Annotated in this window: 20 protein-coding genes and 1 pseudogene; 13 read left to right on the forward strand and 8 right to left on the reverse strand. The window is 73.1% G+C overall.

What is annotated here, in order from left to right:
• Positions 1-311: pseudogene (locus ABEB00_RS19300) on the forward strand (hypothetical protein); the annotation flags it as partial.
• A 114-nt stretch (positions 312-425) separates the two neighbouring features.
• Here ABEB00_RS19300 and ABEB00_RS19305 read toward each other — a convergent pair.
• Positions 426-1,562, reverse strand: a complete 1,137-nt coding sequence (locus tag ABEB00_RS19305; protein ID WP_345621093.1) for an adenylate/guanylate cyclase domain-containing protein — start codon at positions 1,560-1,562, stop codon at positions 426-428.
• 196 nt (positions 1,563-1,758) lie between these two features.
• On the reverse strand, positions 1,759-2,625 hold the full coding sequence (locus ABEB00_RS19310; protein WP_345621094.1) for a biotin--[acetyl-CoA-carboxylase] ligase: 867 nt from the start codon (positions 2,623-2,625) through the stop codon (positions 1,759-1,761).
• A gap of 110 nt (positions 2,626-2,735) precedes the next feature.
• On the opposite strand from ABEB00_RS19310, the gene ABEB00_RS19315 reads away from it, so the two are divergent.
• From ABEB00_RS19315 to ABEB00_RS19330, 4 genes are all read left to right on the forward strand, one after another.
• On the forward strand, positions 2,736-4,340 hold the full coding sequence (locus tag ABEB00_RS19315) for an acyl-CoA carboxylase subunit beta (protein ID WP_345621096.1): 1,605 nt from the start codon (positions 2,736-2,738) through the stop codon (positions 4,338-4,340).
• Positions 4,341-4,388: 48 nt separating this feature from the next.
• Positions 4,389-4,598 carry an acyl-CoA carboxylase epsilon subunit gene (locus ABEB00_RS19320; protein ID WP_345621098.1) on the forward strand — a complete coding sequence of 70 codons (210 nt, stop codon included), beginning with the start codon at positions 4,389-4,391 and terminating at the stop codon, positions 4,596-4,598.
• Between the two features lie 131 nt (positions 4,599-4,729).
• A complete protein-coding gene (gene mmpB, locus ABEB00_RS19325; RefSeq protein ID WP_345621099.1) occupies positions 4,730-4,858 on the forward strand; it encodes a morphogenic membrane protein MmpB in 129 nt (42 codons plus the stop codon).
• A 76-nt stretch (positions 4,859-4,934) separates the two neighbouring features.
• Positions 4,935-5,555 (forward strand): Maf family protein, encoded by a 621-nt coding sequence (locus ABEB00_RS19330; protein WP_345621101.1) that lies wholly within the window; start codon positions 4,935-4,937, stop codon positions 5,553-5,555.
• On the opposite strand, the gene ABEB00_RS19335 is transcribed toward ABEB00_RS19330, so the two are convergent.
• Positions 5,524-6,009, reverse strand: coding sequence for a hypothetical protein (locus ABEB00_RS19335; protein ID WP_345621102.1), 486 nt, complete (start codon positions 6,007-6,009; stop codon positions 5,524-5,526). The two genes, ABEB00_RS19330 and ABEB00_RS19335, sit on opposite strands and share 32 nt — an antisense overlap.
• 373 nt (positions 6,010-6,382) lie before the next feature.
• Between ABEB00_RS19335 and ABEB00_RS19340 the strand changes: the two genes are divergently transcribed.
• Positions 6,383-8,155: an acetyl/propionyl/methylcrotonyl-CoA carboxylase subunit alpha gene (locus ABEB00_RS19340; RefSeq protein WP_345621103.1), complete on the forward strand. Its 1,773-nt coding sequence runs from the start codon at positions 6,383-6,385 to the stop codon at positions 8,153-8,155.
• Positions 8,156-8,331: 176 nt separating this feature from the next.
• Here ABEB00_RS19340 and ABEB00_RS19345 read toward each other — a convergent pair whose 3' ends face one another.
• Together ABEB00_RS19345 and ABEB00_RS19350 are read right to left on the reverse strand one after the other, a co-directional pair.
• Positions 8,332-9,309, reverse strand: coding sequence for a DeoR/GlpR family DNA-binding transcription regulator (locus ABEB00_RS19345; RefSeq protein ID WP_345621104.1), 978 nt, complete (start codon positions 9,307-9,309; stop codon positions 8,332-8,334).
• 167 nt (positions 9,310-9,476) lie between these two features.
• Positions 9,477-10,925 (reverse strand): NAD(P)H-quinone dehydrogenase, encoded by a 1,449-nt coding sequence (locus tag ABEB00_RS19350; RefSeq protein ID WP_345621106.1) that lies wholly within the window; start codon positions 10,923-10,925, stop codon positions 9,477-9,479.
• A gap of 86 nt (positions 10,926-11,011) precedes the next feature.
• On the opposite strand from ABEB00_RS19350, the gene ABEB00_RS19355 reads away from it, so the two are divergent.
• The 3 genes from ABEB00_RS19355 to ABEB00_RS19365 all read left to right on the forward strand — a co-directional run bounded on the left by ABEB00_RS19355 (position 11,012) and on the right by ABEB00_RS19365 (position 14,170).
• Entirely contained in the window at positions 11,012-11,449 is a 438-nt protein-coding gene (locus ABEB00_RS19355; RefSeq protein WP_345621108.1) for a gamma-glutamylcyclotransferase family protein, read from the forward strand.
• Between the two features lie 91 nt (positions 11,450-11,540).
• Positions 11,541-12,377, forward strand: coding sequence for a purine-nucleoside phosphorylase (locus ABEB00_RS19360; protein WP_345621109.1), 837 nt, complete (start codon positions 11,541-11,543; stop codon positions 12,375-12,377).
• Between the two features lie 128 nt (positions 12,378-12,505).
• Positions 12,506-14,170 (forward strand): phospho-sugar mutase, encoded by a 1,665-nt coding sequence (locus ABEB00_RS19365; RefSeq protein ID WP_425586529.1) that lies wholly within the window; start codon positions 12,506-12,508, stop codon positions 14,168-14,170.
• A gap of 246 nt (positions 14,171-14,416) precedes the next feature.
• Here the strand turns inward: ABEB00_RS19365 and ABEB00_RS19370 are convergent, their stop codons facing one another.
• A complete protein-coding gene (locus ABEB00_RS19370; protein WP_345621111.1) occupies positions 14,417-15,124 on the reverse strand; it encodes a PH domain-containing protein in 708 nt (235 codons plus the stop codon).
• Between the two features lie 147 nt (positions 15,125-15,271).
• Between ABEB00_RS19370 and deoC the strand changes: the two genes are divergently transcribed.
• From deoC to ABEB00_RS19385, 3 genes are read left to right on the forward strand one after another with little or no spacing between them, the layout of a single operon-like run.
• Positions 15,272-16,264 (forward strand): deoxyribose-phosphate aldolase, encoded by a 993-nt coding sequence (gene deoC / locus ABEB00_RS19375; protein ID WP_345621178.1) that lies wholly within the window; start codon positions 15,272-15,274, stop codon positions 16,262-16,264.
• 5 nt (positions 16,265-16,269) lie between these two features.
• Positions 16,270-17,706 carry an aldehyde dehydrogenase family protein gene (locus ABEB00_RS19380; protein ID WP_345621112.1) on the forward strand — a complete coding sequence of 479 codons (1,437 nt, stop codon included), beginning with the start codon at positions 16,270-16,272 and terminating at the stop codon, positions 17,704-17,706.
• Positions 17,699-18,592, forward strand: coding sequence for an aldehyde dehydrogenase family protein (locus tag ABEB00_RS19385; protein WP_345621113.1), 894 nt, complete (start codon positions 17,699-17,701; stop codon positions 18,590-18,592). The genes ABEB00_RS19380 and ABEB00_RS19385 overlap by 8 nt, the downstream gene beginning before the upstream one ends.
• A gap of 93 nt (positions 18,593-18,685) precedes the next feature.
• Here ABEB00_RS19385 and ABEB00_RS19390 read toward each other — a convergent pair whose 3' ends face one another.
• Positions 18,686-19,090, reverse strand: coding sequence for a hypothetical protein (locus ABEB00_RS19390; protein ID WP_345621114.1), 405 nt, complete (start codon positions 19,088-19,090; stop codon positions 18,686-18,688).
• A 149-nt stretch (positions 19,091-19,239) separates the two neighbouring features.
• Between ABEB00_RS19390 and ABEB00_RS19395 the strand changes: the two genes are divergently transcribed.
• Positions 19,240-19,878 (forward strand): uridine kinase, encoded by a 639-nt coding sequence (locus ABEB00_RS19395; protein WP_345621115.1) that lies wholly within the window; start codon positions 19,240-19,242, stop codon positions 19,876-19,878.
• 307 nt (positions 19,879-20,185) lie between these two features.
• Here the strand turns inward: ABEB00_RS19395 and ABEB00_RS19400 are convergent, their stop codons facing one another.
• Complete coding sequence (locus ABEB00_RS19400) at positions 20,186-20,932, reverse strand: SigE family RNA polymerase sigma factor (protein WP_345621116.1); 747 nt, start codon at positions 20,930-20,932, stop codon at positions 20,186-20,188.
• Positions 20,933-21,068 lie beyond the last annotated feature (136 nt).

Here is a 21,068-nt window from a genome sequence, read left to right on the forward strand (position 1 = left end):
CCGCCGGGTCCCCGAACCCGGCCGCGAGCGCCCGGGGCCCGCGGCCCGCGCCGCACCCGGGCGCCTCGGACGCCACCGCCCGGCCCGACGGGGCCGTCGGCGCGCCGCACCGGCCCGGGGGGCCACCCGTCGCGGCGAGTTCCTCCGCCGCCACCCGCCCGCCGCACACCGGCGCCTCCGCACCAGCTCCCGCGCCGAGCACCACCCGGCCGTCCCCGGCCGGACCGGCCCCCGCCGCCCGCCGAAGCTCCGGCCTGTGCCTGCCGCTGATCGACCTCTGCCTTGACCTGCCCGGCGGCGGCCGGGACTGAAGCCGGGACGGAAGCCGCGGACTGGAGCCGGGAACGGAAGCCGGGAACGGAAGCCGCGGAGGGAAGCCGCGGACGGAAAAGGGCGTGGGTGGGCGTGGGTGGGCGTGGACGGCCCTACGGCTCCTCGCCGCGCCGCGTCATCAGCCACGGCTCGACCACACCGAGTCCGCGGACCGGCCGCTGCCACATCGGCTGGAGCCCGAAGCGGTACGCCGGCGGCTCCTCGCCCTCCTTCTCGGCGGCCGCCGCCTCCTCCACGGCCTCCGCCTCGGAGGCGGGGGCGTCGCGGGTGCGGATCAGCTCCTCGGCGAAGGCGGTGTCGACCAGGACGGCGTCGCGGGGAGCTATCGAGGTGAGCCGGGAGGCCAGGTTGACGGTGGTGCCGAAGACATCGCCCATCCGGGTGGTCACCGTGCCGAAGGCCATGCCGACCCGCAGCTCCGGCATCGTCTCGTCGTTCGCCATCGTCTCGATCAGCCGGAGGGCGATCTCGGCCGCGGTGCCCGCGTCGTCGGCGGCGAAGAGGACCTCGTCGCCGAGCGTCTTGACCAGGCGGCCGCCGCGGGCCGCGATGAGGTCGGCGGCGGTGGTCTCGAACGCCTCGACCAGTTCGCCGAGTTCCTCCTCCTCCATCCGGCGGGTGAGCCGGGTGAAGCCGACCAGGTCGGCGAAGCCGACGGCGAGCCGCCGGTCGACCATCTCCTCGTCGTCACCGGCCTGCACCACCCGGCCGGTCGCGGCGGCGAGCTGGCGCCGCCAGACGTAGATCAGGAACTCCTCCAGCTCGGGCAGGAGCAGTTCGATCAGCGGATACGTGACCTCGGTACGGGTCATGCCGGGTTCCGGGGGCTCGGTCAGCCCTTCCAGGAAGGAGTCGATCTGCCACTCGGCCAACCGGGCGGTGGTCTGCCCGGTGGACCGCGCCACCTGCACCGCCATGGCCTCGCTGAGCAGCCCCGCCTCCACCAGACCGGCGAGGCGCCGCAGGGCCAGTACGTCGGCCTCGGTGAGCGCCCGGGCCTGGCCGATGTCGGCGAAGCCCATCGCCCGCCAGAAACGGGAGGCCAGCTCCATGGAGACACCGGCGCTGCGGGCTGCCTGGAAGGGGGTGTAACGCCGCTCGGCGCCCAGGATCAGCCCTTCGAGGCGGAGCGCGAGCGGGTCCTCGCCGGGATCGGCGGCATCGGGGGCGGGCTCGGGGTGCACCCGGCCGTCCCCGTCCGCGCCGGAGCCCGTGTCGTCGACGCTCACGCCTGCTGCCCTTCCGATCTGCCGCGACCAGGTATCGACCGGCCCCAACTTTACGTTAACTGTGGGCCAGCTCACTCCCGCGAGCCGCATCCCCGCGGCCCCGGCACCCCGGCCGCCTCCTCCCGCACGCGGGCCGGTTCCCGCACGCGGGCCGGTTCCCGCACACGGGCCGGTTCCCGCACACGGGCCGGTTCCCTCACGCGGGCCGCAGGTGGACGATGTCCCCCGCGCCCACCGGCTCCTGCACCCCGTCGGCCGTGGCCAGCACCAGCCGCCCGTCCCCGTCCAGGGCCACCGCCTCGCCCACGAGGGACCGCCCGCCCGGCAGCTCCGCCCGTACCGTGCGGCCGAGGGTGGCGCAGCCGGCCGCGTACGCCTCCTGCACCCCGGAGGGACCGGGGTCGCCCCCGGCCGCGCGCCAGCGCCCGTACCACTCCTCAAGGGAGCGCAGCACGCCGCGCAGCAGCGGGTCGCGGTCGGTGCCGGCCGCGCCGGCCAGGGCCAGGGAGCCGGCCCGCGGGACGGGCAGCTCGTGCTCGCGCAGGGTGACGTTGACGCCGACGCCGATCACCACGCCGTCCTCGCCCGCCCGCTCGGCGAGGATGCCGCCGGCCTTGCGCTCCTCGCCGCCGACGGTGACGAGTACGTCGTTCGGCCACTTCAGAGCGGTGTCGACACCGGCGGTGCGCGACAGCCCGGTCGCCACCGCGACGCCGGTCAGCAGCGGCAGCCAGCCCCAGCGGGCCACCGGCACCTCGGCGGGCCGGAGCAGGACGGAGAAGAAGAGACCGGAGCGGGCCGGTGCGGTCCACCGCCGGTCGAGGCGGCCCCGGGCCGCGGTCTGCTCCTCGGCGATGAGGACGGCCCCCTCACCGGCTTCCCCGGCGACGGCCCGCGCCACCAGGTCGGAGTTGGTGGAGCCGGTGCTCCGCACCACGTCCACCCGCCGCCACAGCCCGCCCTCCCGCAGCAGCCCGCGCCGCAGCGCGGCGGTGTTGAGCGGCGGCCGGTCCAGGTCGGACCATCGGCTGCCGTTCCCGTCGGAGTCATCTCGCGGCGTCATGCAAGCCACCCTAGGTGTGGGAAACGCCGCACTGCCGATCGGTAGGCACCCCACTACGCTACGGCTGAGTAACCGTCCCCCCTTTTGAGCAGGCAGGGAGCCGCATCCCGATGTCCGAGCCGGAAGAGCAGCAGCCCGACACCCACACGACCGCGGGCAAGCTCGCGGATCTGCGACGCCGTATCGAGGAGGCGACGCACGCCGGTTCGCAGCGGGCCGTCGAGAAGCAGCACGCCAAGGGCAAGCTGACGGCCCGTGAACGCGTCGGCCTGCTGCTCGACGAGGGCTCCTTCGTCGAACTGGACGAGTTCGCCCGGCACCGCTCCACCAACTTCGGCCTGGCGGACAACCGGCCCTACGGAGACGGCGTGGTCACCGGCTACGGCACGGTCGACGGCCGCCCGGTCGCCGTCTTCTCCCAGGACTTCACCGTCTTCGGCGGGGCGCTCGGCGAGGTCTACGGCCAGAAGATCGTCAAGGTGATGGACTTCGCGCTGAAGACCGGCTGCCCGGTCATCGGCATCAACGACTCCGGCGGCGCCCGGATCCAGGAGGGCGTGGCCTCGCTCGGCGCGTACGGCGAGATCTTCCGCCGCAACACCCACGCCTCCGGCGTCATCCCGCAGATCAGCCTGGTGGTCGGCCCGTGCGCGGGCGGCGCGGTCTACTCCCCCGCGATCACCGACTTCACGGTGATGGTCGACCAGACCTCGCACATGTTCATCACCGGGCCGGACGTCATCAAGACGGTCACCGGCGAGGACGTCGGCTTCGAGGAGCTGGGCGGCGCCCGTACCCACAACTCCACCTCGGGCGTGGCGCACCACATGGCGGGCGACGAGAAGGACGCCATCGAGTACGTCAAGCAGTTGCTGTCGTACCTGCCGTCCAACAACCTCTCCGAGGCCCCGGCCTTCCCGGAGGAGGCGGACCTCACCGTCACCGACGAGGACCGCGAGCTGGACGTCCTCGTCCCGGACTCGGCGAACCAGCCCTACGACATGCACACGGTGATCGAGCACGTCCTGGACGACGCCGAGTTCTTCGAGACGCAGGCGCTGTTCGCGCCGAACATCCTGACCGGCTTCGGCCGCGTGGAGGGCCGCCCGGTCGGCGTCGTCGCCAACCAGCCGATGCAGTTCGCGGGCTGTCTGGACATCACCGCCTCGGAGAAGGCGGCCCGCTTCGTGCGGACCTGCGACGCCTTCAACGTCCCGGTGATCACCTTCGTGGACGTCCCCGGCTTCCTGCCCGGCGTCGACCAGGAGCACGACGGCATCATCCGCCGCGGCGCCAAGCTGATCTACGCCTACGCCGAGGCCACCGTCCCCCTGATCACGGTCATCACCCGCAAGGCGTTCGGCGGCGCGTACGACGTCATGGGCTCCAAGCACCTGGGCGCCGACCTGAACCTCGCCTGGCCCACCGCCCAGATCGCCGTCATGGGCGCCCAGGGCGCGGTCAACATCCTGCACCGCCGCACCATCGCCGACGCGGACTCCGCCGGGGAGGGGGAGGGAGCGGCGACCCGCGCCCGCCTGATGCGGGAGTACGAGGACGCCCTCCTCAACCCCTACACGGCGGCCGAGCGCGGTTACCTCGACGCGGTGATCCTGCCCTCCGACACCCGCGCCCACCTCGTGCGCGGCCTGCGTCAGCTACGCACCAAGCGGGAGTCCCTCCCGCCGAAGAAGCACGGCAACATCCCTCTCTGACCCGCTGACACCTGTGATGACACCTGTGAGCCTGGCGAAGGAGCCGCTGTGATCAAGGTCGTACGGGGCAACCCGACCCCGGAGGAGCTGGCCGCCGCCCTGGCGGTGGTCCGAGCCCGCGCCGCGGCGACGGCGGCCGAGCCGTCGTCCGGCGCGGAGGACCCCAGGGACGCGTGGGCCGACCCCGCCCGCATCGCGTCCGCCCGCCTGCCCCACCCGGGTCCGACGTCCTGGACCCGCACCTTCTGGCCGGGCTGAGCGGCAGCCGGCCTGCGGGGCCGGCCGTCACCGGGCTCCCGCCGCGCGGGCGCACGGTAGCGGAATCCGGGGCGCCGATTTGAGTACTCCTACTCAGGCGCCCTCCCTCGCGCACCGGGCACGCTGGTGGCATGTTGTGGTCCGACCCCGAGAACGAGCCCCCGAAGGAACTGCGCGACACCCAGCGGATGCTGCGGCGGCTGGGCCTGCTCGTGGCCCTGGCCATGATCGTGACCATGTTCGTCATCGGCGTGAGATGAGACGGCCGGGAGGCAACAGCCGGCGGTGAGCCGCCCTGCGGCGAGCCGGCGGCGCCCCCGTGGCTAACCTGGCCGCATGACTGCCACGCCCCGCCGCCGCCTCGTCCTCGCCTCCCAGTCCCCCGCCCGGCTTGGCCTGCTCCGGCAGGCCGGTCTCGCCCCCGAGGTCATCGTGAGCGGCGTCGACGAGGACGCCGTCACCGCCCCCACGCCCGCGGCGCTGGCCCTCGCGCTCGCCGAGGCCAAGGCGTCCGTGGTGGCCGCCCGCCCCGAGGCCGGCGGCGCCCTGGTGATCGGCTGCGACTCGGTGCTGGACCTCGACGGCCGGGCCCTGGGCAAGCCCGCCGACGCCGAGGAGGCCACCGCGCGCTGGAAGGCGATGCGCGGCCGGGCCGGCACGCTCCAGACCGGCCACTGCGTCTGGGACACCGCCTCCGGCCGCCATGTCTCGGCGACCGCCGCCACGGTCGTCCGCTTCGGCCGGCCGACCGACGAGGAGGTCGCCGCCTACGTCGCCTCCGGTGAGCCGCTCCACGTCGCCGGTGCGTTCACCCTGGACGGCCGCTCGGCCCCGTTCCTCGACGGCATCGAGGGCGACCACGGCAATGTGATCGGCATCAGCCTGCCCCTCGTACGCCGCCTCCTCGCCGAACTGGGCGTGGGCATCACGGAGTTGTGGGCGCCGGCGGCGGACTGACCGGAGTACCGGCGCCGTGCCCGCCATCCGGGCCGCCCGCGGGTTCCCCGGCCACCGGCCCCCTCGGGGTCTCGTAGGTCACCAGCAGCAGCACGATGAGCCCGAGGACGAGGATCATGAACAGGAAGGCGAGGGGGCCGACCAGCCCCCAGCTCACCGCGCCGAGCACGCCGTGCACCACGGCCGCGCTGATCAGCAGGACCCGGCCGAGCACGGAGGGCGGCCGGTCGCGCACCGCCACCAGCAGCGCGACCAGGGCGCACAGCGCGAAGTAGAGACCGAAGACGACGGCGCCGACCTTCGAGGAGACGGACACCGCGTCCGGGTCGAGACCGGCCAGCGACATCCGCTGCCGGTCGACGACGATCCCGAGGAACCAGTTGAGCGCCGCGACGCCCAGCGCCTCGGCGAGGAGCAGCACCGTCACCACCCATGCCACCGGCCTGCGCACCACCGGCCCCCACCCACTTTCGCGCACTGTCGAGCAAGACTTCGGTTACCCCGAGTACGTTCGAGGCATCGCGAACGCTACTAACGAGTAAACCTGCGGACAAGGGCTCTGCGGAGGGCAAAGATTCGTTGGGCCATTCGTAGGGACTCCACAAAGAAACGGAGTGGGGCGCAGCACGCTCTCACAGAGACCTTGACCACATCCGGGGGCTAGGGTTTCCGGGAGGAGTACTGCGTACCGCGGTGCGACATGGACTTTTGCGGTCGAGCGGGCCTCGTATCACGCTCCGTGTGGGCAAGGTCACCATTGGGGACGGGTCGAAGTGTCGTGTCGGCAGTCCCTAAACTCGGCTTGTTTCAAGGAGGGAGCCTCAATCGTGCGCAAGGTGCTCATCGCCAACCGTGGCGAAATCGCTGTCCGCGTGGCCCGGGCCTGCCGGGATGCCGGGATCGCGAGCGTGGCCGTCTACGCCGACCCGGACCGGGACGCTCTGCATGTCCGCGCCGCGGATGAGGCGTTCGCCCTGGGCGGTGACACCCCGGCCACCAGTTATCTGGACATCGACAAGGTCCTGAACGCGGCCCGCGAGTCGGGGGCGGACGCCGTCCACCCCGGCTATGGATTCCTGTCGGAGAACGCCGAGTTCGCGCAGGCGGTGCTGGACGCGGATCTGGTGTGGATCGGTCCGCCGCCGCAGGCCATCCGCGACCTGGGCGACAAGGTCGCCGCCCGGCACATCGCGCAGCGCGCGGGCGCCCCGCTGGTCGCGGGCACCCCCGACCCGGTCTCCGGCGCGGACGAGGTCGTCGCCTTCGCCGAGGAGCACGGCCTGCCGATCGCCATCAAGGCGGCGTTCGGCGGCGGCGGGCGCGGCCTGAAGGTGGCCCGCACCCTCGAAGAGGTCCCGGAGCTGTACGACTCGGCCGTCCGCGAGGCGGTGGCGGCCTTCGGCCGCGGCGAGTGCTTCGTCGAGCGCTACCTCGACAAGCCCCGCCACGTGGAGACCCAGTGTCTGGCCGACACCCACGGCAACGTGGTCGTCGTCTCCACCCGCGACTGCTCGCTGCAGCGCCGCCACCAGAAACTGGTGGAGGAGGCCCCGGCCCCCTTCCTGTCGGACGCGCAGCGGCGGGAGCTGTACGCGTCCTCCAAGGCGATCCTGAAGGAGGCCGGCTACGTCGGCGCCGGCACGGTCGAGTTCCTGGTCGGCATGGACGGCACGATCTCCTTCCTGGAGGTCAACACCCGTCTCCAGGTGGAGCACCCGGTGACCGAGGAGGTCGCCGGCATCGACCTGGTGCGCGAGATGTTCCGGATCGCCGACGGCGAGGAACTCGGTTACGGCGACCCGGTGCTGCGCGGTCACTCCTTCGAGTTCCGGATCAACGGCGAGGACCCCGGCCGGGGTTTCCTCCCGGCCCCCGGCACCGTCACCACCTTCGCCCCGCCGTCGGGCCCCGGTGTCCGGCTGGACGCGGGCGTGGAGTCCGGCAGCGTCATCGGCCCGGCCTGGGACTCCCTCCTCGCCAAGCTGATCGTGACCGGCCGCACCCGCCAGGAGGCCCTTCAGCGGGCCGCCCGCGCGCTGGACGAGTTCACCGTCGAGGGCATGGCCACCGCCATCCCGTTCCACCGCGCGGTGGTCCGGGACCCGGCGTTCGCGCCGGAACTGACCGGCTCCGCCGACCCGTTCACGGTCCACACCCGCTGGATCGAGACGGAGTTCGTCAACGAGATCAAGCCGTTCGCGGCGCCGGCCGACACCGACGCGGACGAGGAGTCCGGCCGCGAGACGGTCGTCGTCGAGGTCGGCGGCAAGCGCCTTGAGGTCTCACTGCCGACCTCGCTCGGCATGTCCCTGGCCCGCACCGGCCTCGCGGCGGGCGCCAAGCCCAAGCGCCGGGCGGCGAAGAAGTCCGGCTCGGCCGCCTCCGGCGACACCCTCGCCTCGCCCATGCAGGGCACGATCGTGAAGGTCGCGGTGGAGGAGGGCCAGGAGGTGAAGGAGGGCGACCTGATCGTCGTCCTGGAGGCCATGAAGATGGAACAGCCGCTCAACGCCCACCGGTCGGGCACGGTCAAGGGCCTGACCGCCGAGATCGGCGGGTCCCTCACCTCGGGCGCGCCGATCTGCGAGATCAAGGACTGACACCCGCGCCGGTACGACGTCCCGGGCGCCCGGTGGACCGCTTCGGCGGACCGCCGGGCGCCCTGCCGTCGTCCGGCCGGCGGCACCCGCCGTACCCGCGCGGCACCCGCCGTACCCCTCGCGCGACCCGCGCCCGTACGCGTACCCGCGCCCGCGCCCGTGAAGGGGTCGGCGGCTCAGCGCCGCCGCAGGTCGGCCACCCGGGACCGCTGTTCCGCCCCGCCGCCCTGGTCACCGAGGGCCGCGGCGGCCCGGAGTCCCGGGCCCGCGCCGGGCACCTGACGGCGCGGTCCGGGGACCGGTACGTCCCGGCGTTGCTGACGTCCCGGCCCGGCCTCACCGCCGGCGTTTCCCGGGCCCGGCGCTCCCCCCGGCCCACCCGCCACGGCGATCTGCACGCCCTGGTCGGCGAGGGCCTGGAGTTCGGTGGCCGCACGGTCGTCGTGGCCCGGGGGCTCGTCCGTGACCAGCCGGGTGATGAGGTCTGTCGGCACGGTCTGGAACATGGTGTCCGCGCCGAGTTTGGTGTGGTCGGCGAGGACGACGACCTCGGCGGCGGCCTGTACCAGCGCCCGGTCGACGGAGGCCGCCAGCATGTTGGAGGTGGACAGCCCCCGCTCCGCGGTCAGTCCGCTGCCCGACAGGAATGCCTTGGACACCCGCAGCCCCTGGAGGGACTGCTCGGCACCGCTGCCGACCAGGGCGTAGTTGGACCCCCGGAGGGTCCCGCCGGTCATCACCACTTCCACCCGGTTGGCATGGGCCAGCGCCTGGGCGACCAGCAGCGAGTTGGTGACGACGGTGAGGCCGGGGACCCGCGCGAGCCGGCGGGCCAGCTCCTGCGTGGTCGTCCCCGCCCCGACCACGATGGCCTCGCCCTCTTCGACGAGGCCCGCGGCGAGGTCGGCGACGGCCGTCTTCTCGGCGGTCGCGAGATGAGACTTCTGCGGAAAGCCGGACTCCCGCGTGAAACCGCCCGGCAGTACCGCACCGCCATGCCGGCGGTCGAGGAGTCCTTCTGCCTCCAGTGCGCGCACGTCCCGCCGTACGGTCACTTCGGAGGTCTGGACGACGCGGGCGAGTTCACGAAGCGACACGGCTCCGTTGGCTCGCACCATTTCGAGGATCAATTGGCGACGTTCTGCAGCGAACACGAAACTGACAGTAACGCGACTGACCGTCTGCTTTCAGCAGTTTGCGCCGAATAACAGAAGTTGTTCGCACCGCGGGCCACCGAGTGGTATAGGCACCTCAGCCACCCCACCCACGCCACCGGCGCACTCCCCCACCCCCCGTGACCAGCGACGGACCCCTGCGGACGTCAGCCCTCCGCCCCCGACTTGCGCGTGTGCAGTTGCCGCGCGACCTCGGCGATCGACCCCGACAGCGACGGGTAGACGGTGAAGGCGTTCGCGATCTGTTCGACCGTCAGGTTGTTGTCGACGGCGATCGAGATGGGATGAATCAGTTCCGAGGCGCGCGGCGCCACGACCACCCCGCCCACCACGATCCCGGTCCCGGGCCGGCAGAAGATCTTGACGAACCCGTCCCGGATGCCCTGCATCTTGGCGCGCGGGTTGCGCAGCAGCGGCAGCTTGACCACCCGGGCGTCGATCTTCCCGGCGTCGACGTCGGCCTGCGAGTACCCCACGGTGGCGATCTCGGGGTCGGTGAAGACGTTGGAGGAGACGGTCTTGAGGTTCAGCGGGGTGACCGCGTCGCCCAGGAAGTGGTACATGGCGATCCGCCCCTGCATGGCGGCGACCGAGGCCAGCGCGAAGACGCCGGTGACGTCACCGGCGGCGTACACGCCGGGGGACGAGGTGCGCGAGACCTTGTCGGTCTTGATGTGCCCGGAGTCCTTGAGCCTGACCCCGGCCTCCTCCAGCCCCATGCCCTCGGTGTTGGGGATGGCGCCGACGGCCATCAGACAGTGCGACCCGGTGATCACCCGCCCGTCGGCGAGCGTCACCTCCACCCGGTCCCCGACCCGCTTGGCGGACTCGGCCCGCGAGCGCGCCATCACGTTCATCCCGCGCCGCCGGAAGACGTCCTCCAGCACGGCCGCCGCGTCCGGGTCCTCACCGGGCAGCACGCGGTCCCGCGAGGACACCAGCGTCACCCGCGACCCGAGCGCCTGGTAGGCGCCCGCGAACTCGGCGCCGGTGACACCCGACCCGACCACGATCAGTTCCTCGGGCAGCTCGTCCAGGTCGTACACCTGGGTCCAGTTGAGGATGCGCTCCCCGTCCGGCCGGGCGTCGGGCAGCTCGCGCGGATGCCCGCCGGTCGCGATGAGCACGGCGTCCGCCGTGAGCGTCTCCTCGCTCCCGTCGGCGGCCCGCACGACGACCTTCCGGGACCCGTCGAGGCCCTGCATGCCCTCCAGGCGCCCGCGCCCGCGCATGACCCGGGCGCCGGCGCGCGTCACGGAGGCGGTGATGTCGTGCGACTGGGCCAGCGCCAGCCGCTTCACCCGCCGGTTGACCTTGCCCAGGTCCACGCCCACCACCCGGGCGGCCTGTTCGATGTGGGGGGTGTCGTCGGCGACGATGATGCCCAGCTCCTCGTACGAGGAATCGAAGGTGGTCATCACCTCGGCCGTGGCGATGAGGGTCTTCGACGGCACGCAGTCGGTCAGCACCGACGCCCCGCCCAGACCGTCGCAGTCGACGACGGTCACCTCCGCGCCGAGCTGTGCGGCGACCAGCGCCGCTTCATATCCGCCGGGTCCGCCACCGATGATCACGATCCGAGTCACGTCCTCCATTGTCCCGCACGCCCCGGCCGGCGACCGCCCCGGGGGCCCACCTGTTACCCGAGTGACGCCCGTGCCGCCTGCCGTACCCTTCCCCCATGTCGCTCTACGCCGCGTACGCCGGCAACCTCGACGCGCGGCTGATGTCCCGCCGCGCCCCGCACTCGCCGCTGCGCGCCACCGGGTGGCTGAACGGATGGCGGCTGACCTTCGGCGGCGAGCACCTGGGCTGGGAGGGCGCCCTGGCGACGCTGGTCGAGGACCCGCTCTCCCAGGTCTTCGTCGCGCTCTACGACATCGCCCCGATGGACGAGGACGCGCTCGACCGCTGGGAGGGTACGGGCCTGGACATCTACCGCCGCACCCGGATGCGGGCGCACACCCTGGAGGGCGAGGAGGGGGCCTGGACCTACGTCCTGAACGCCTACGAGGGCGGCCTCCCCTCGGCCCGCTACCTGGGCGAGCTGGCGGACGCCGCGGAGTCGGCGGGCGCCCCCCACGACTACGTCATGGAACTGCGCAAACGCCCCTGCTGAGCGGCGCCGGTCCGAAACGACCACGCAACAATCCCGATCCCGCCCCGTCATCATCTACGCGCGTAGGCCGGGAGCCGCTACCCTCATCCGCGTGAACGCATCTCTTCTTCCGGACGACATCCAGGGCGCCCACCCCCAGAATCCGCGGGCCGCCGCCGACGCCGCCGCGGCCCGCCTGCGCCAGCTCACGGGCGCCGAGACCCACGACGTCGCCCTCGTGATGGGCTCCGGCTGGGCGCCGGCGGTGGACGCCCTCGGCGCTCCCGAGACCGAGTTCAAGGTCACCGACCTGCCCGGCTTCCCGAAGCCGGCGGTGGAGGGCCACGGCGGCCGGGTCCGCTCGTACCGCATCGGCGACCGGCGCGCCCTGGTCTTCCTGGGCCGCACCCATTACTACGAGGGCCACGGCGTCGCCTCCGTCGCCCACGGCGTCCGCACCGCCGTCGCCGCCGGCACCAAGACCGTGGTCCTGACCAACGGCTGCGGCGGCCTGCGCGAGGGCATGCGCCCCGGCCAGCCGGTCCTGATCAGCGACCACATCAACCTCACCGCCACCTCCCCCATCGTCGGCGCGAACTTCGTCGACCTCACCGACCTGTACTCCCCGCGCCTGCGCGCGCTGTGCAAGGAGGTCGACGCCACGCTGGAGGAGGGCGTCTACGCCCAGTTCCCCGGCCCGCACTACGAGACCCCGGCCGAGATCCGCATGGCCCGCGTCATCGGCGCGGACCTGGTCGGCATGTCGACGGTCCTGGAAGCGATCGCCGCGCGCGAGGCGGGCGCGGAGGTGCTGGGCATCTCCCTGGTCACCAACCTCGCCGCCGGCATGACCGGCGAACCCCTGAACCACGAGGAGGTCCTCCAGGCGGGCCGCGACTCCGCCACCCGCATGGGTTCCCTGCTGACCCGGGTACTGGACCGCATCTGACCGACGCAGGCGCGGAGCCCGTACCGGACCGGGGTGGGTCCGGGTACGGGGGTGCGGGGTGTGAGCCCGCACCCGACCCGAACAGCCGCCGGCCGCCGCAGGCATGAACCGCTCACCACCACGAGAGGCTGACCCAAGTGCACGACGACGACCTCACCGCACGGGCGAAGGCATGGCTGGCCGAGGACCCCGACCCGGACACCCGCGCCGAACTCGCCCGCCTCATCGACACCGGGGATCTCACCGAACTCGCCGCGCGCTTCCGCGGCACCCTCCAGTTCGGCACCGCCGGCCTCCGCGGTGAACTCGGCGCCGGCCCCCTGCGCATGAACCGCGCCGTCGTCATCCGCGCCGCCGCCGGTCTCGCCGCGTACCTGAAGAAGCAGGGGACCCCGCACGGGACCGGCGCGGCCGGCCTCGTCGTCATCGGCTACGACGCCCGCCACAAGTCCGCCGACTTCGCCGCGGACACCGCCGCCGTCGTCACCGGCGCCGGCCTGCGCGCCGCCGTCCTCCCGCGCCCCCTGCCCACCCCGGTCCTCGCCTTCGCCGTCCGTCACCTGGGCGCCGTCGCGGGCGTGGAGGTCACCGCCAGCCACAACCCGCCCCGCGACAACGGCTACAAGGTGTACCTCGGCGACGGTTCGCAGATCGTCCCGCCCGCGGACACCGGCATCGCCGCCGAGATCGACGCCGTACGGTCCCTGCACGACGTCCCCCGCCCCACCACCGGCTGGGAGACCCTCGACGACACGGTCCTGGACGCCTACCTCACCCGTACGGACGCCGTCCTCGCCCCCGGCTCCCCCCGCACCGCCCGCACCGTCTACACCGCGATGCACGGCGTCGGAAAGGACGTCCTGCTCGCCGCCTTCGCGCGGGCCGGCTTCCCGGAGCCGGTCCTCGTCGCCGAACAGGCCGACCCCGACCCGGACTTCCCCACCGTCGCCTTCCCCAACCCGGAGGAGCCCGGTGCGATGGACCTCGCCTTCGCCGAGGCCCGCGCCTGCGACCCCGCCCCCGACCTCGTGCTCGCCAACGACCCCGACGCGGACCGCCTCGCCGTGGCGGTCCGGGACGGCGCCGACTGGCGCATGCTCCGCGGCGACGAGGTCGGCGCACTGCTCGCCGCCCACCTGGTCGCCCGCGAGGCCCGCGGCACGTTCGCGGAGTCGATCGTCTCCTCGTCCCTCCTCGGCCGCATCGCCGGGAGGGCGGGCCTGCCCCACACCGAGACCCTCACCGGCTTCAAGTGGATCGCCCGCGCCGAGGGCCTGCGCTACGGCTACGAGGAGGCCCTCGGCTACTGCGTCGACCCCGACGGCGTCCGTGACAAGGACGGCATCACCGCGGCGCTCCTCGTCACCGAGCTGGCCTCCGTCCTCAAGGAGGAGGGTCGCACCCTCCTCGACCTCCTGGACGACCTCGCGATCGAGCACGGTCTGCACGCCACCGACCAGCTCTCGGCCCGCGTCGAGGACCTCTCGGTGATCGCGGACGCGATGCGCAGGCTGCGCGAGCACCCGCCGGCCGCCCTCGCGGGCCTGCCGGTCACCCGGGCCGAGGACCTGACGCAGGGCACCGCCGGTCTCCCTCCGACCGACGGCCTGCGCTACACCCTCGACGGTGCCCGGGTGATCGTCCGCCCCAGCGGCACGGAACCGAAGCTCAAGTGCTACCTGGAGGTCGTCGTCCCGGTCGCCGCCCGCACCGACCTTCCCGCGGCCCGCGCCGACGCGGCACAGCGCCTGGCGGCACTCAAGCGGGACCTCGCGACGGCAGCCGGCCTCTGAACCGACCGCCGGCCGGGGCGGACCCGGTGCGGACCCGAACCGGACAGCCGAACCCAGGTGTCCGGCCCGCCACCCGACCGGAGTGAGATCCCCCCAGTGGCGATCTGCCGCCGGGCCACCGCGCCCGGACGGCAGGACCCGCCCCCGAGGCGTGCCCGGCACCGAACCAGAGGCATCCACGCCCGGCACCGAACCAGAGGCGTCCAGGCACAGCAGCGGGCTCCCCGGGACCGGCCCGGCCGCGGCTCACCCCAGTGCGAGCAGCACCGCCAGCAGTACCGCCCCGGCCGCCGCCGGCGCCAGGATCTCGTACGCCCAGCGCACCCCGGGCTCGCCCTGCGCGGTCTCCGCTTCCCGCCGCGCGTCCCACAGCCCGCGCAGTTCGTCCATCACCTTGTCGGTCTCGGCCCGCAGCGGCTCGTCCGCCGCCTCGGCGGTGGCCCGGCCGCCGCCGAACCCGAATCCGAGGGCACTGCCCGAGCGCCCGCCGCCGAGCCCGCCGCGGCCCCGCCCCGGCCCGTCCCCCACGCCGCGCCGCGCCTCGCGCCGGGCCGCCTTCTTGCGGCCGCGCAGCGAGACGGGGATCGCCCAGAGCTGGTACTTGGCGCCGGGCCCGGTGACGACCTCGTTGGAGTAACCGGAGCGCAGCGCGGCGATCGAGCCCCAGGGCAGCGTGACGACCCGCAGCGGGTTGCGGACCCGCAGCCGGTCCCCGCCCGCGAACACGGCCGGCCGCAGGGTGAAGGCGACCACCGGCGGCACCACGAGCAGCAGCGCGGCGAGGGCGAGCCACGGCGTGCGGCCCTCGCCCGCCACCACGGCGTCGATGCCGAGCCAGCAGACGATGGCGAGCAGCAGCACGCCGCCGGCGATGCCCGCGGGCGAGCGGTAGACACGGTCCTTGACCGAGGGGGCCGCAGGCGGCGGCGGGGACGGGTGCTCCGGGGTGGTCATACAGCCGATTGTGCCCGACCCCCCGGCCACGGCACGCGCGCGGGCCGCCCGGCGGAGAGCGACGGAGAGCGGGACATACGCCGCGCCCGCGACGAATACCGAGGGCTGTACAGCCGCTACGCGCGTAGATATGCTCGCCTGGTGACCATGCCCACCACTGCATCCGCCGCACCCGCCGCCTCCGCGTCCGGCCCGAGGCAAGCGCACGGCCTCGGGGACGTCACCGCGTCCGACACGACACTGCGCCGCTTCCTGCACGGGCTGCCGGGCGTGGACACGGTCGGTCTGGAGGCGCGCGCCGCCTCGCTCGGCACCCGTTCGATCAAGACCACCGCGAAGGCGTACGCCCTCGACCTCGCCATCTCCATGGTCGACCTGACGACGCTGGAGGGCGCGGACACCCCGGGCAAGGTCCGGGCGCTCGGCGCCAAGGCGGTCCACCCGGACCCGACCGACCCCGCCACCCCGTCGGCGGCCGCGGTCTGCGTCTATCCGGACATGGTGCCCGCCGCCAGGGAAGCGGTCGCCGGTTCCGGCGTCAAGGTCGCCTCGGTCGCCACCGCCTTCCCGGCCGGCCGCGCCTCCCGTGCCGTGAAACTGGCCGACGTGCGCGAGGCCGTGGCGGCCGGCGCCGACGAGGTCGACATGGTCATCGACCGCGGCGCGTTTCTCGCCGGGCACTATCTGAAGGTGTACGAGGAGATCGTCGCCGTCCGCGAGACCTGCGGCGACGCGGCCCGGCTGAAGGTCATCTTCGAGACCGGCGAGCTGTCGACGTACGACAACATCCGCCGCGCGAGCTGGCTCGGCATGCTGGCGGGCGCCGACTTCATCAAGACCTCGACCGGCAAGGTCGCGGTGAACGCGACCCCGGCCAACACCCTGCTGATGCTCCAGGCGGTGCGCGACTTCCGCGCGCAGACCGGCGTCCAGGTCGGGGTGAAGCCGGCCGGCGGCATCCGCACCGCGAAGGACGCGGTCAAGTTCCTGGTCCTGGTCAACGAGACCGCGGGCGGGGACTGGCTGGACAACCACTGGTTCCGCTTCGGCGCCTCCTCACTCCTGAACGACCTGCTGATGCAGCGCCAGAAGCTGGCCACGGGCCGCTACTCCGGCCCCGACTACGTGACGGTGGACTGATCGACATGGCATCCGTATTCGAGTACGCACCGGCGCCCGAGTCCCGCTCGGTCGTCGACATCGCCCCTTCCTACGGCCTGTTCATCGACGGCGAGTTCGCCGAGGCGGCCGGCGGCAAGGTCTTCAAGACCGTCTCCCCCGCCACCGAGGAGGTCCTCGCCGAGGTCGCCGAGGCCGGTGCGGAGGACGTCGACCGCGCGGTGCGGGCCGCCCGCAAGGCGTTCGAGGGGTGGTCCGCGCTGCCCGGCGCGGAGCGCGCGAAGTACCTCTTCCGCATCGCCCGCATCATCCAGGAGCGCTCCCGCGAGCTGGCCGTCCTGGAGACCCTGGACAACGGCAAGCCCATCAAGGAGACCCGCGACGCGGACCTGCCCCTGGTCGCCGCGCACTTCTTCTACCACGCGGGCTGGGCGGACAAGCTGGAGCACGCCGGGTTCGGGGCGCACCCGCGGCCGCTGGGCGTCGCCGCCCAGGTCATCCCCTGGAACTTCCCCCTGCTGATGCTGGCCTGGAAGATCGCTCCGGCGCTGGCGACCGGCAACACGGTGGTGCTCAAGCCCGCCGAGACGACCCCCCTCTCCGCGCTCTTCTTCGCGGACGTCTGCCGGCAGGCGGGGCTGCCGCGGGGCGTGGTCAACATCGTCACCGGCGCCGGCCGCACCGGCGCCGCGCTGGTCGCCCACCCCGACGTGAACAAGGTCGCCTTCACCGGTTCCACGGCCGTCGGCAAGGAGATCGCCCGCACGGTGGCGGGCACCCGCAAGAAGCTCACCCTGGAGCTGGGCGGCAAGGGCGCCAACATCGTCTTCGACGACGCCCCCGTGGACCAGGCCGTCGAGGGCATCGTCAGCGGCATCTTCTTCAACCAGGGTCAGGTCTGCTGCGCGGGCTCGCGCCTGCTGGTCCAGGAGTCGCTGCACGACGAGCTGCTGGACGCGCTCAAGTCCCGCCTGTCGACCCTGCGCCTGGGCGACCCGCTGGACAAGAACACCGACATCGGCGCCATCAACTCCGCCGAGCAGCTCGCCCGGATCACCGCGCTGGCCGACCGGGGCGAGGCCGAGGGCGCCGCGCGCTGGTCCCCGGCGTGCGAACTGCCCGCCTCGGGCTTCTGGTTCCCGCCGACGCTGTTCACCGGGGTCACCCAGGCCCACACCGTGGCCCGTGACGAGATCTTCGGCCCGGTGCTGTCGGTGCTCACCTTCCGCACCCCCGACGAGGCCGTCGCCAAGGCCAACAACACCCCGTACGGCCTCTCCGCCGGCATCTGGACGGAGAAGGGCTCGCGCATCCTGGCGGTCGCGAACAAGCTGCGCGCGGGCGTGATCTGGTCCAACACGTTCAACAAGTTCGACCCGGCCTCGCCGTTCGGCGGGTACAAGGAGTCGGGCTTCGGCCGCGAGGGCGGCCGCCACGGCCTGGAGGCGTACCTCGATGTCTGAAGTGACCCGACTGTCCGTCTTCAAGACCTACAAGCTGTACGTCGGGGGCAAGTTCCCGCGTTCCGAGAGCGGCCGGGTGTTCGAGGTGAGCGACGCTAAGGGCAAGTGGCTGGCGAACGCGCCGCTGTCCTCCCGCAAGGACGCCCGGGACGCGGTGGTCGCCGCCCGCAAGGCGTTCGGCGGCTGGTCGGGGGCGACGGCGTACAACCGCGGCCAGGTCCTCTACCGGATCGCGGAGATGCTGGAGGGCCGCAAGGGCCAGTTCGCGCAGGAGGTCGCCGACGCCGAGGGACTGTCCAGGTCCAAGGCGGCCGTGCGGGTCGACGCGGCGATCGACCGCTGGGTCTGGTACGCGGGCTGGACCGACAAGATCGCCCAGGTGGTGGGCGGCGGCAACCCGGTCGCGGGCCCCTTCCTCAACCTCTCCTCCCCGGAGCCGACCGGCGTGGTCGCCGTCCTCGCCCCGCAGGAGTCGTCCTTCCTCGGTCTGGTCTCGGTACTCGCCCCGGTGATCGCCACCGGCAACACGGCGGTCGTGATCACGAGCGAGAACTCCCCGCTCCCGGCCCTCTCCCTCGGCGAGGTGCTGGCCACCTCCGACCTGCCCGGCGGAGTGGTCAACCTGCTCTCCGGCCGCACGGCGGAGATCGCCGCCCCGCTCGCCGCCCACCAGGACGTCAACGCGATCGACCTCGCGGGCGCCGGCGAGGAACTGGCTAAGGAGCTGGAGATCGCCGCGGCCGACAACCTCAAGCGCGTCCTTCGTCCACAGCCTGTGGACGACTGGTCGGCGACCCCGGGGACGGACCGCATGACGGCCTTCCTGGAGACGAAGACGGTCTGGCACCCGACGGGCGCGCTGGGCGCGTCCGGCTCGTCGTACTGAGCCGTAGCCGTACCGAACGCGCGGAGAGCCGCGCCCCCCTCCGTCCGGGGAAGGCGCGGCTCTTCGTCTACGGCTGGGGCTACGGCTGGGGCGTCAGCCGCTCAGGGCGCTCATCAGCGATCCCACCACCGGCAGTGAACCGATCGACTGGGCCTGCGCCACCGGCCCGGTCAGCGCGGTCGACGTCAGCGGCTGGAAGTCGGCCACCTTCGTGCCGACGCCGTTGTCGAGCGGGTCGACGCCGGTGCCGGCCAGCGGGTTGGGCTTGAGGCCCGCGACGGGTCCCGTGACGTAGCCGACCATGCCGGTCACCGCCTCCAGCCCGGCCTGCGGGTCGATGTTCCCCAGCGAGGTGGGCCGGGTGTGCCCGACCCCGGCGAGGGTGTCACCGCCCTGGGCCGAGGCCGTCGCCGCGCCTGCTCCCAGCGCCACCCCGGCGGTCGCGAGGGCGATCAGGGCACGTTGGGCGGTCGGGTTCGGGGACGCGTGTCGGGCCATCGCTGCTGCCACCTCTTGCTCCGGAGTACCACGGGACTACCGCACAGTGTAATCGGTTCGACGCGCAGCGTAGTTGACGTGTGACGCGCACTCCAAAGTCGACCCGCGGGGTCGTACAGCGGCCGGCGGATGCCGCACACTGGTTTCCCGTGACCTCCCATCCGCCCATACCGACGCGAGTCGTGCTGCTCTGCGGCCCTTCCGGCTCCGGCAAGTCCCTTCTCGCCGCCCGTTCCGGTCTCCCGGTCCTCCGGCTCGACGACTTCTACAAGGCAGCGGCCGACCCGGCGCTCCCCCTCGTCGCCGGCAGCGCGGACATCGACTGGGACCACCCCGGCTCGTGGGACGCGGACGCGGCCCTCGCCGCGATCACCGACCTGTGCCGCACGGGCCGTACGGCCGTCCCCGTCTACGACATCGCGCTGAGCGCCCGCACCGGCGAGGAGCGGCTCGACATCGGGCGGACCCCGCTCTTCGTCGCGGAGGGCATCTTCGCGGCCGAGATCGTGACGCGCTGCCGGGAGCTGGGCGTGCTGGCCGACGCGCTCTGCCTGAGCCGCGGTCCGCTCGCCACGTTCCGCCGCCGCTTCCTGCGCGATCTGCGCGAGGGCCGCAAGTCGCTCCCGTTCCTGCTGCGCCGGGGCTGGCGGCTGATGCGCGAGGAGCGGTCGATCGTCGCCCGGCAGACGGCCCTGGGCGCGCACGCCTGCGACCGGGACGAGGCGATGGGCCGGCTGGCCGCCGCGGCGGCGGGCCGCTCCGGCACACCCGCGCGTACGGCGGTCTGACGGTCCGGCAGGGGGCCGTCCGGCAGAGGGCCGTCCGGCAGGGGACCGGCGCCGGACGGTAAACGGCGAACGGCGGCGGACCCGAAGAAGTACGGAGAAGTACGGAGAAGCACCACGAGAAGCGGGACTGGACGGACCCCCCGGCCCTCCAGTCCCGCTTCCTTTGTGCTCCCCCGTTCCCCCTCCCCCGTTCCCCCCGTTCCCCCGTGCTCCCCCCCGTTTTCCCCCGTGGTGCTTCCCCCGTGTGAGTAAGAGCCCGGAGCATCCCCCGTGATACACCCGGGCCCGAACTTTTTTTCCGTCCCCTTCAGGCGACCAGTTCGCCGAAGGCGTCTTCCCGGTCCCGGCCGAAGCTGAGGACCTCGTCCTCGCGCAGCCGGCGCAGCGAGCGCCAGATGCTGGACTTCACCGTGCCGACACTGATGTCGAGGATGTCCGCGATCTCCGGGTCCGTACGGCCCTCGTAGTAGCGCAGGACCAGCATGGTGCGCTGGAGTTCGGGCAGCCGGATCAGCGCCTGCCACAGGACCGTGCGCAACTCCGTGCCGCGCATCGCGTCCGAGTCGCCGGGCGTCTCCGGCAGTTCCTCGGTCGGGTACTCGTTGAGCTTGCGGCGCCGCCAGGCGCTGATGTGCAGGTTGGTCATGGTGCGGCGCAGATAACCGCCGACCGCCGCCTTGTCGGTGATCCGGTCCCACGCCCGGTAGGTCGAGAACAGCGCGCTCTGCAGCAGGTCCTCGGCCTCGAAGCGGTCACCGGTGAGGTGGTAGGCGGTGGCGTACAGGGAGGCGCGGCGCTCCTGGACGTAGGCGGTGAACTCCGCCTCCGACGAGGAGCGCCGCTCCCCCTCGTCCTCCCCGTTCGACGTACCCCCGTACGTCTCCGCCGGGCGGGCGTCGGCCACCGAGACGTGACCGTTGTACTGGCGCCCGGCCCCGCGAGCGCACCCCCGCCCCCGCCCGCTCACCGCACCGGACTTCTCGGAGCCCCGGTGTATGTGCACGTCATGCAGACGCGTGACCACTGCGCTGGTGCTTCCGTGCAGCATGTTCATCTCGCGCCCCCCGTCGTGGACCACCGGTGTTCCGGCCTGCGGTGTTGCTGGTGACGTGAATCCTGCCGGGGGCACTTCATGGCCGTGTCCGCCGTCTGTCACAGACCTGTCACAGCGCCCTGTGCGGGTCCCGGCA

Origin of the sequence: Streptomyces ziwulingensis (genome assembly GCF_039542605.1) — a bacterium.
GTDB lineage: Bacteria > Actinomycetota > Actinomycetes > Streptomycetales > Streptomycetaceae > Streptomyces > Streptomyces ziwulingensis.

What these genes read in the sequence shown, in the direction of transcription:
- ABEB00_RS19310 (WP_345621094.1), bottom strand. Translation starts at nt 2,625, where the DNA reads ATGACGCCGCGAGATGACTCCGACGGGAACGGCAGCCGATGGTCCGAC.
- ABEB00_RS19315 (WP_345621096.1), top strand. Translation starts at nt 2,736, where the DNA reads ATGTCCGAGCCGGAAGAGCAGCAGCCCGACACCCACACGACCGCGGGC.
- mmpB (WP_345621099.1), top strand. Translation starts at nt 4,730, where the DNA reads ATGTTGTGGTCCGACCCCGAGAACGAGCCCCCGAAGGAACTGCGCGAC.
- ABEB00_RS19330 (WP_345621101.1), top strand. Translation starts at nt 4,935, where the DNA reads ATGACTGCCACGCCCCGCCGCCGCCTCGTCCTCGCCTCCCAGTCCCCC.
- ABEB00_RS19350 (WP_345621106.1), bottom strand. Translation starts at nt 10,925, where the DNA reads ATGGAGGACGTGACTCGGATCGTGATCATCGGTGGCGGACCCGGCGGA.
- ABEB00_RS19355 (WP_345621108.1), top strand. Translation starts at nt 11,012, where the DNA reads ATGTCGCTCTACGCCGCGTACGCCGGCAACCTCGACGCGCGGCTGATG.
- ABEB00_RS19370 (WP_345621111.1), bottom strand. Translation starts at nt 15,124, where the DNA reads ATGACCACCCCGGAGCACCCGTCCCCGCCGCCGCCTGCGGCCCCCTCG.
- deoC (WP_345621178.1), top strand. Translation starts at nt 15,272, where the DNA reads ATGCCCACCACTGCATCCGCCGCACCCGCCGCCTCCGCGTCCGGCCCG.
- ABEB00_RS19380 (WP_345621112.1), top strand. Translation starts at nt 16,270, where the DNA reads ATGGCATCCGTATTCGAGTACGCACCGGCGCCCGAGTCCCGCTCGGTC.
- ABEB00_RS19385 (WP_345621113.1), top strand. Translation starts at nt 17,699, where the DNA reads ATGTCTGAAGTGACCCGACTGTCCGTCTTCAAGACCTACAAGCTGTAC.
- ABEB00_RS19390 (WP_345621114.1), bottom strand. Translation starts at nt 19,090, where the DNA reads ATGGCCCGACACGCGTCCCCGAACCCGACCGCCCAACGTGCCCTGATC.
- ABEB00_RS19400 (WP_345621116.1), bottom strand. Translation starts at nt 20,932, where the DNA reads ATGAACATGCTGCACGGAAGCACCAGCGCAGTGGTCACGCGTCTGCAT.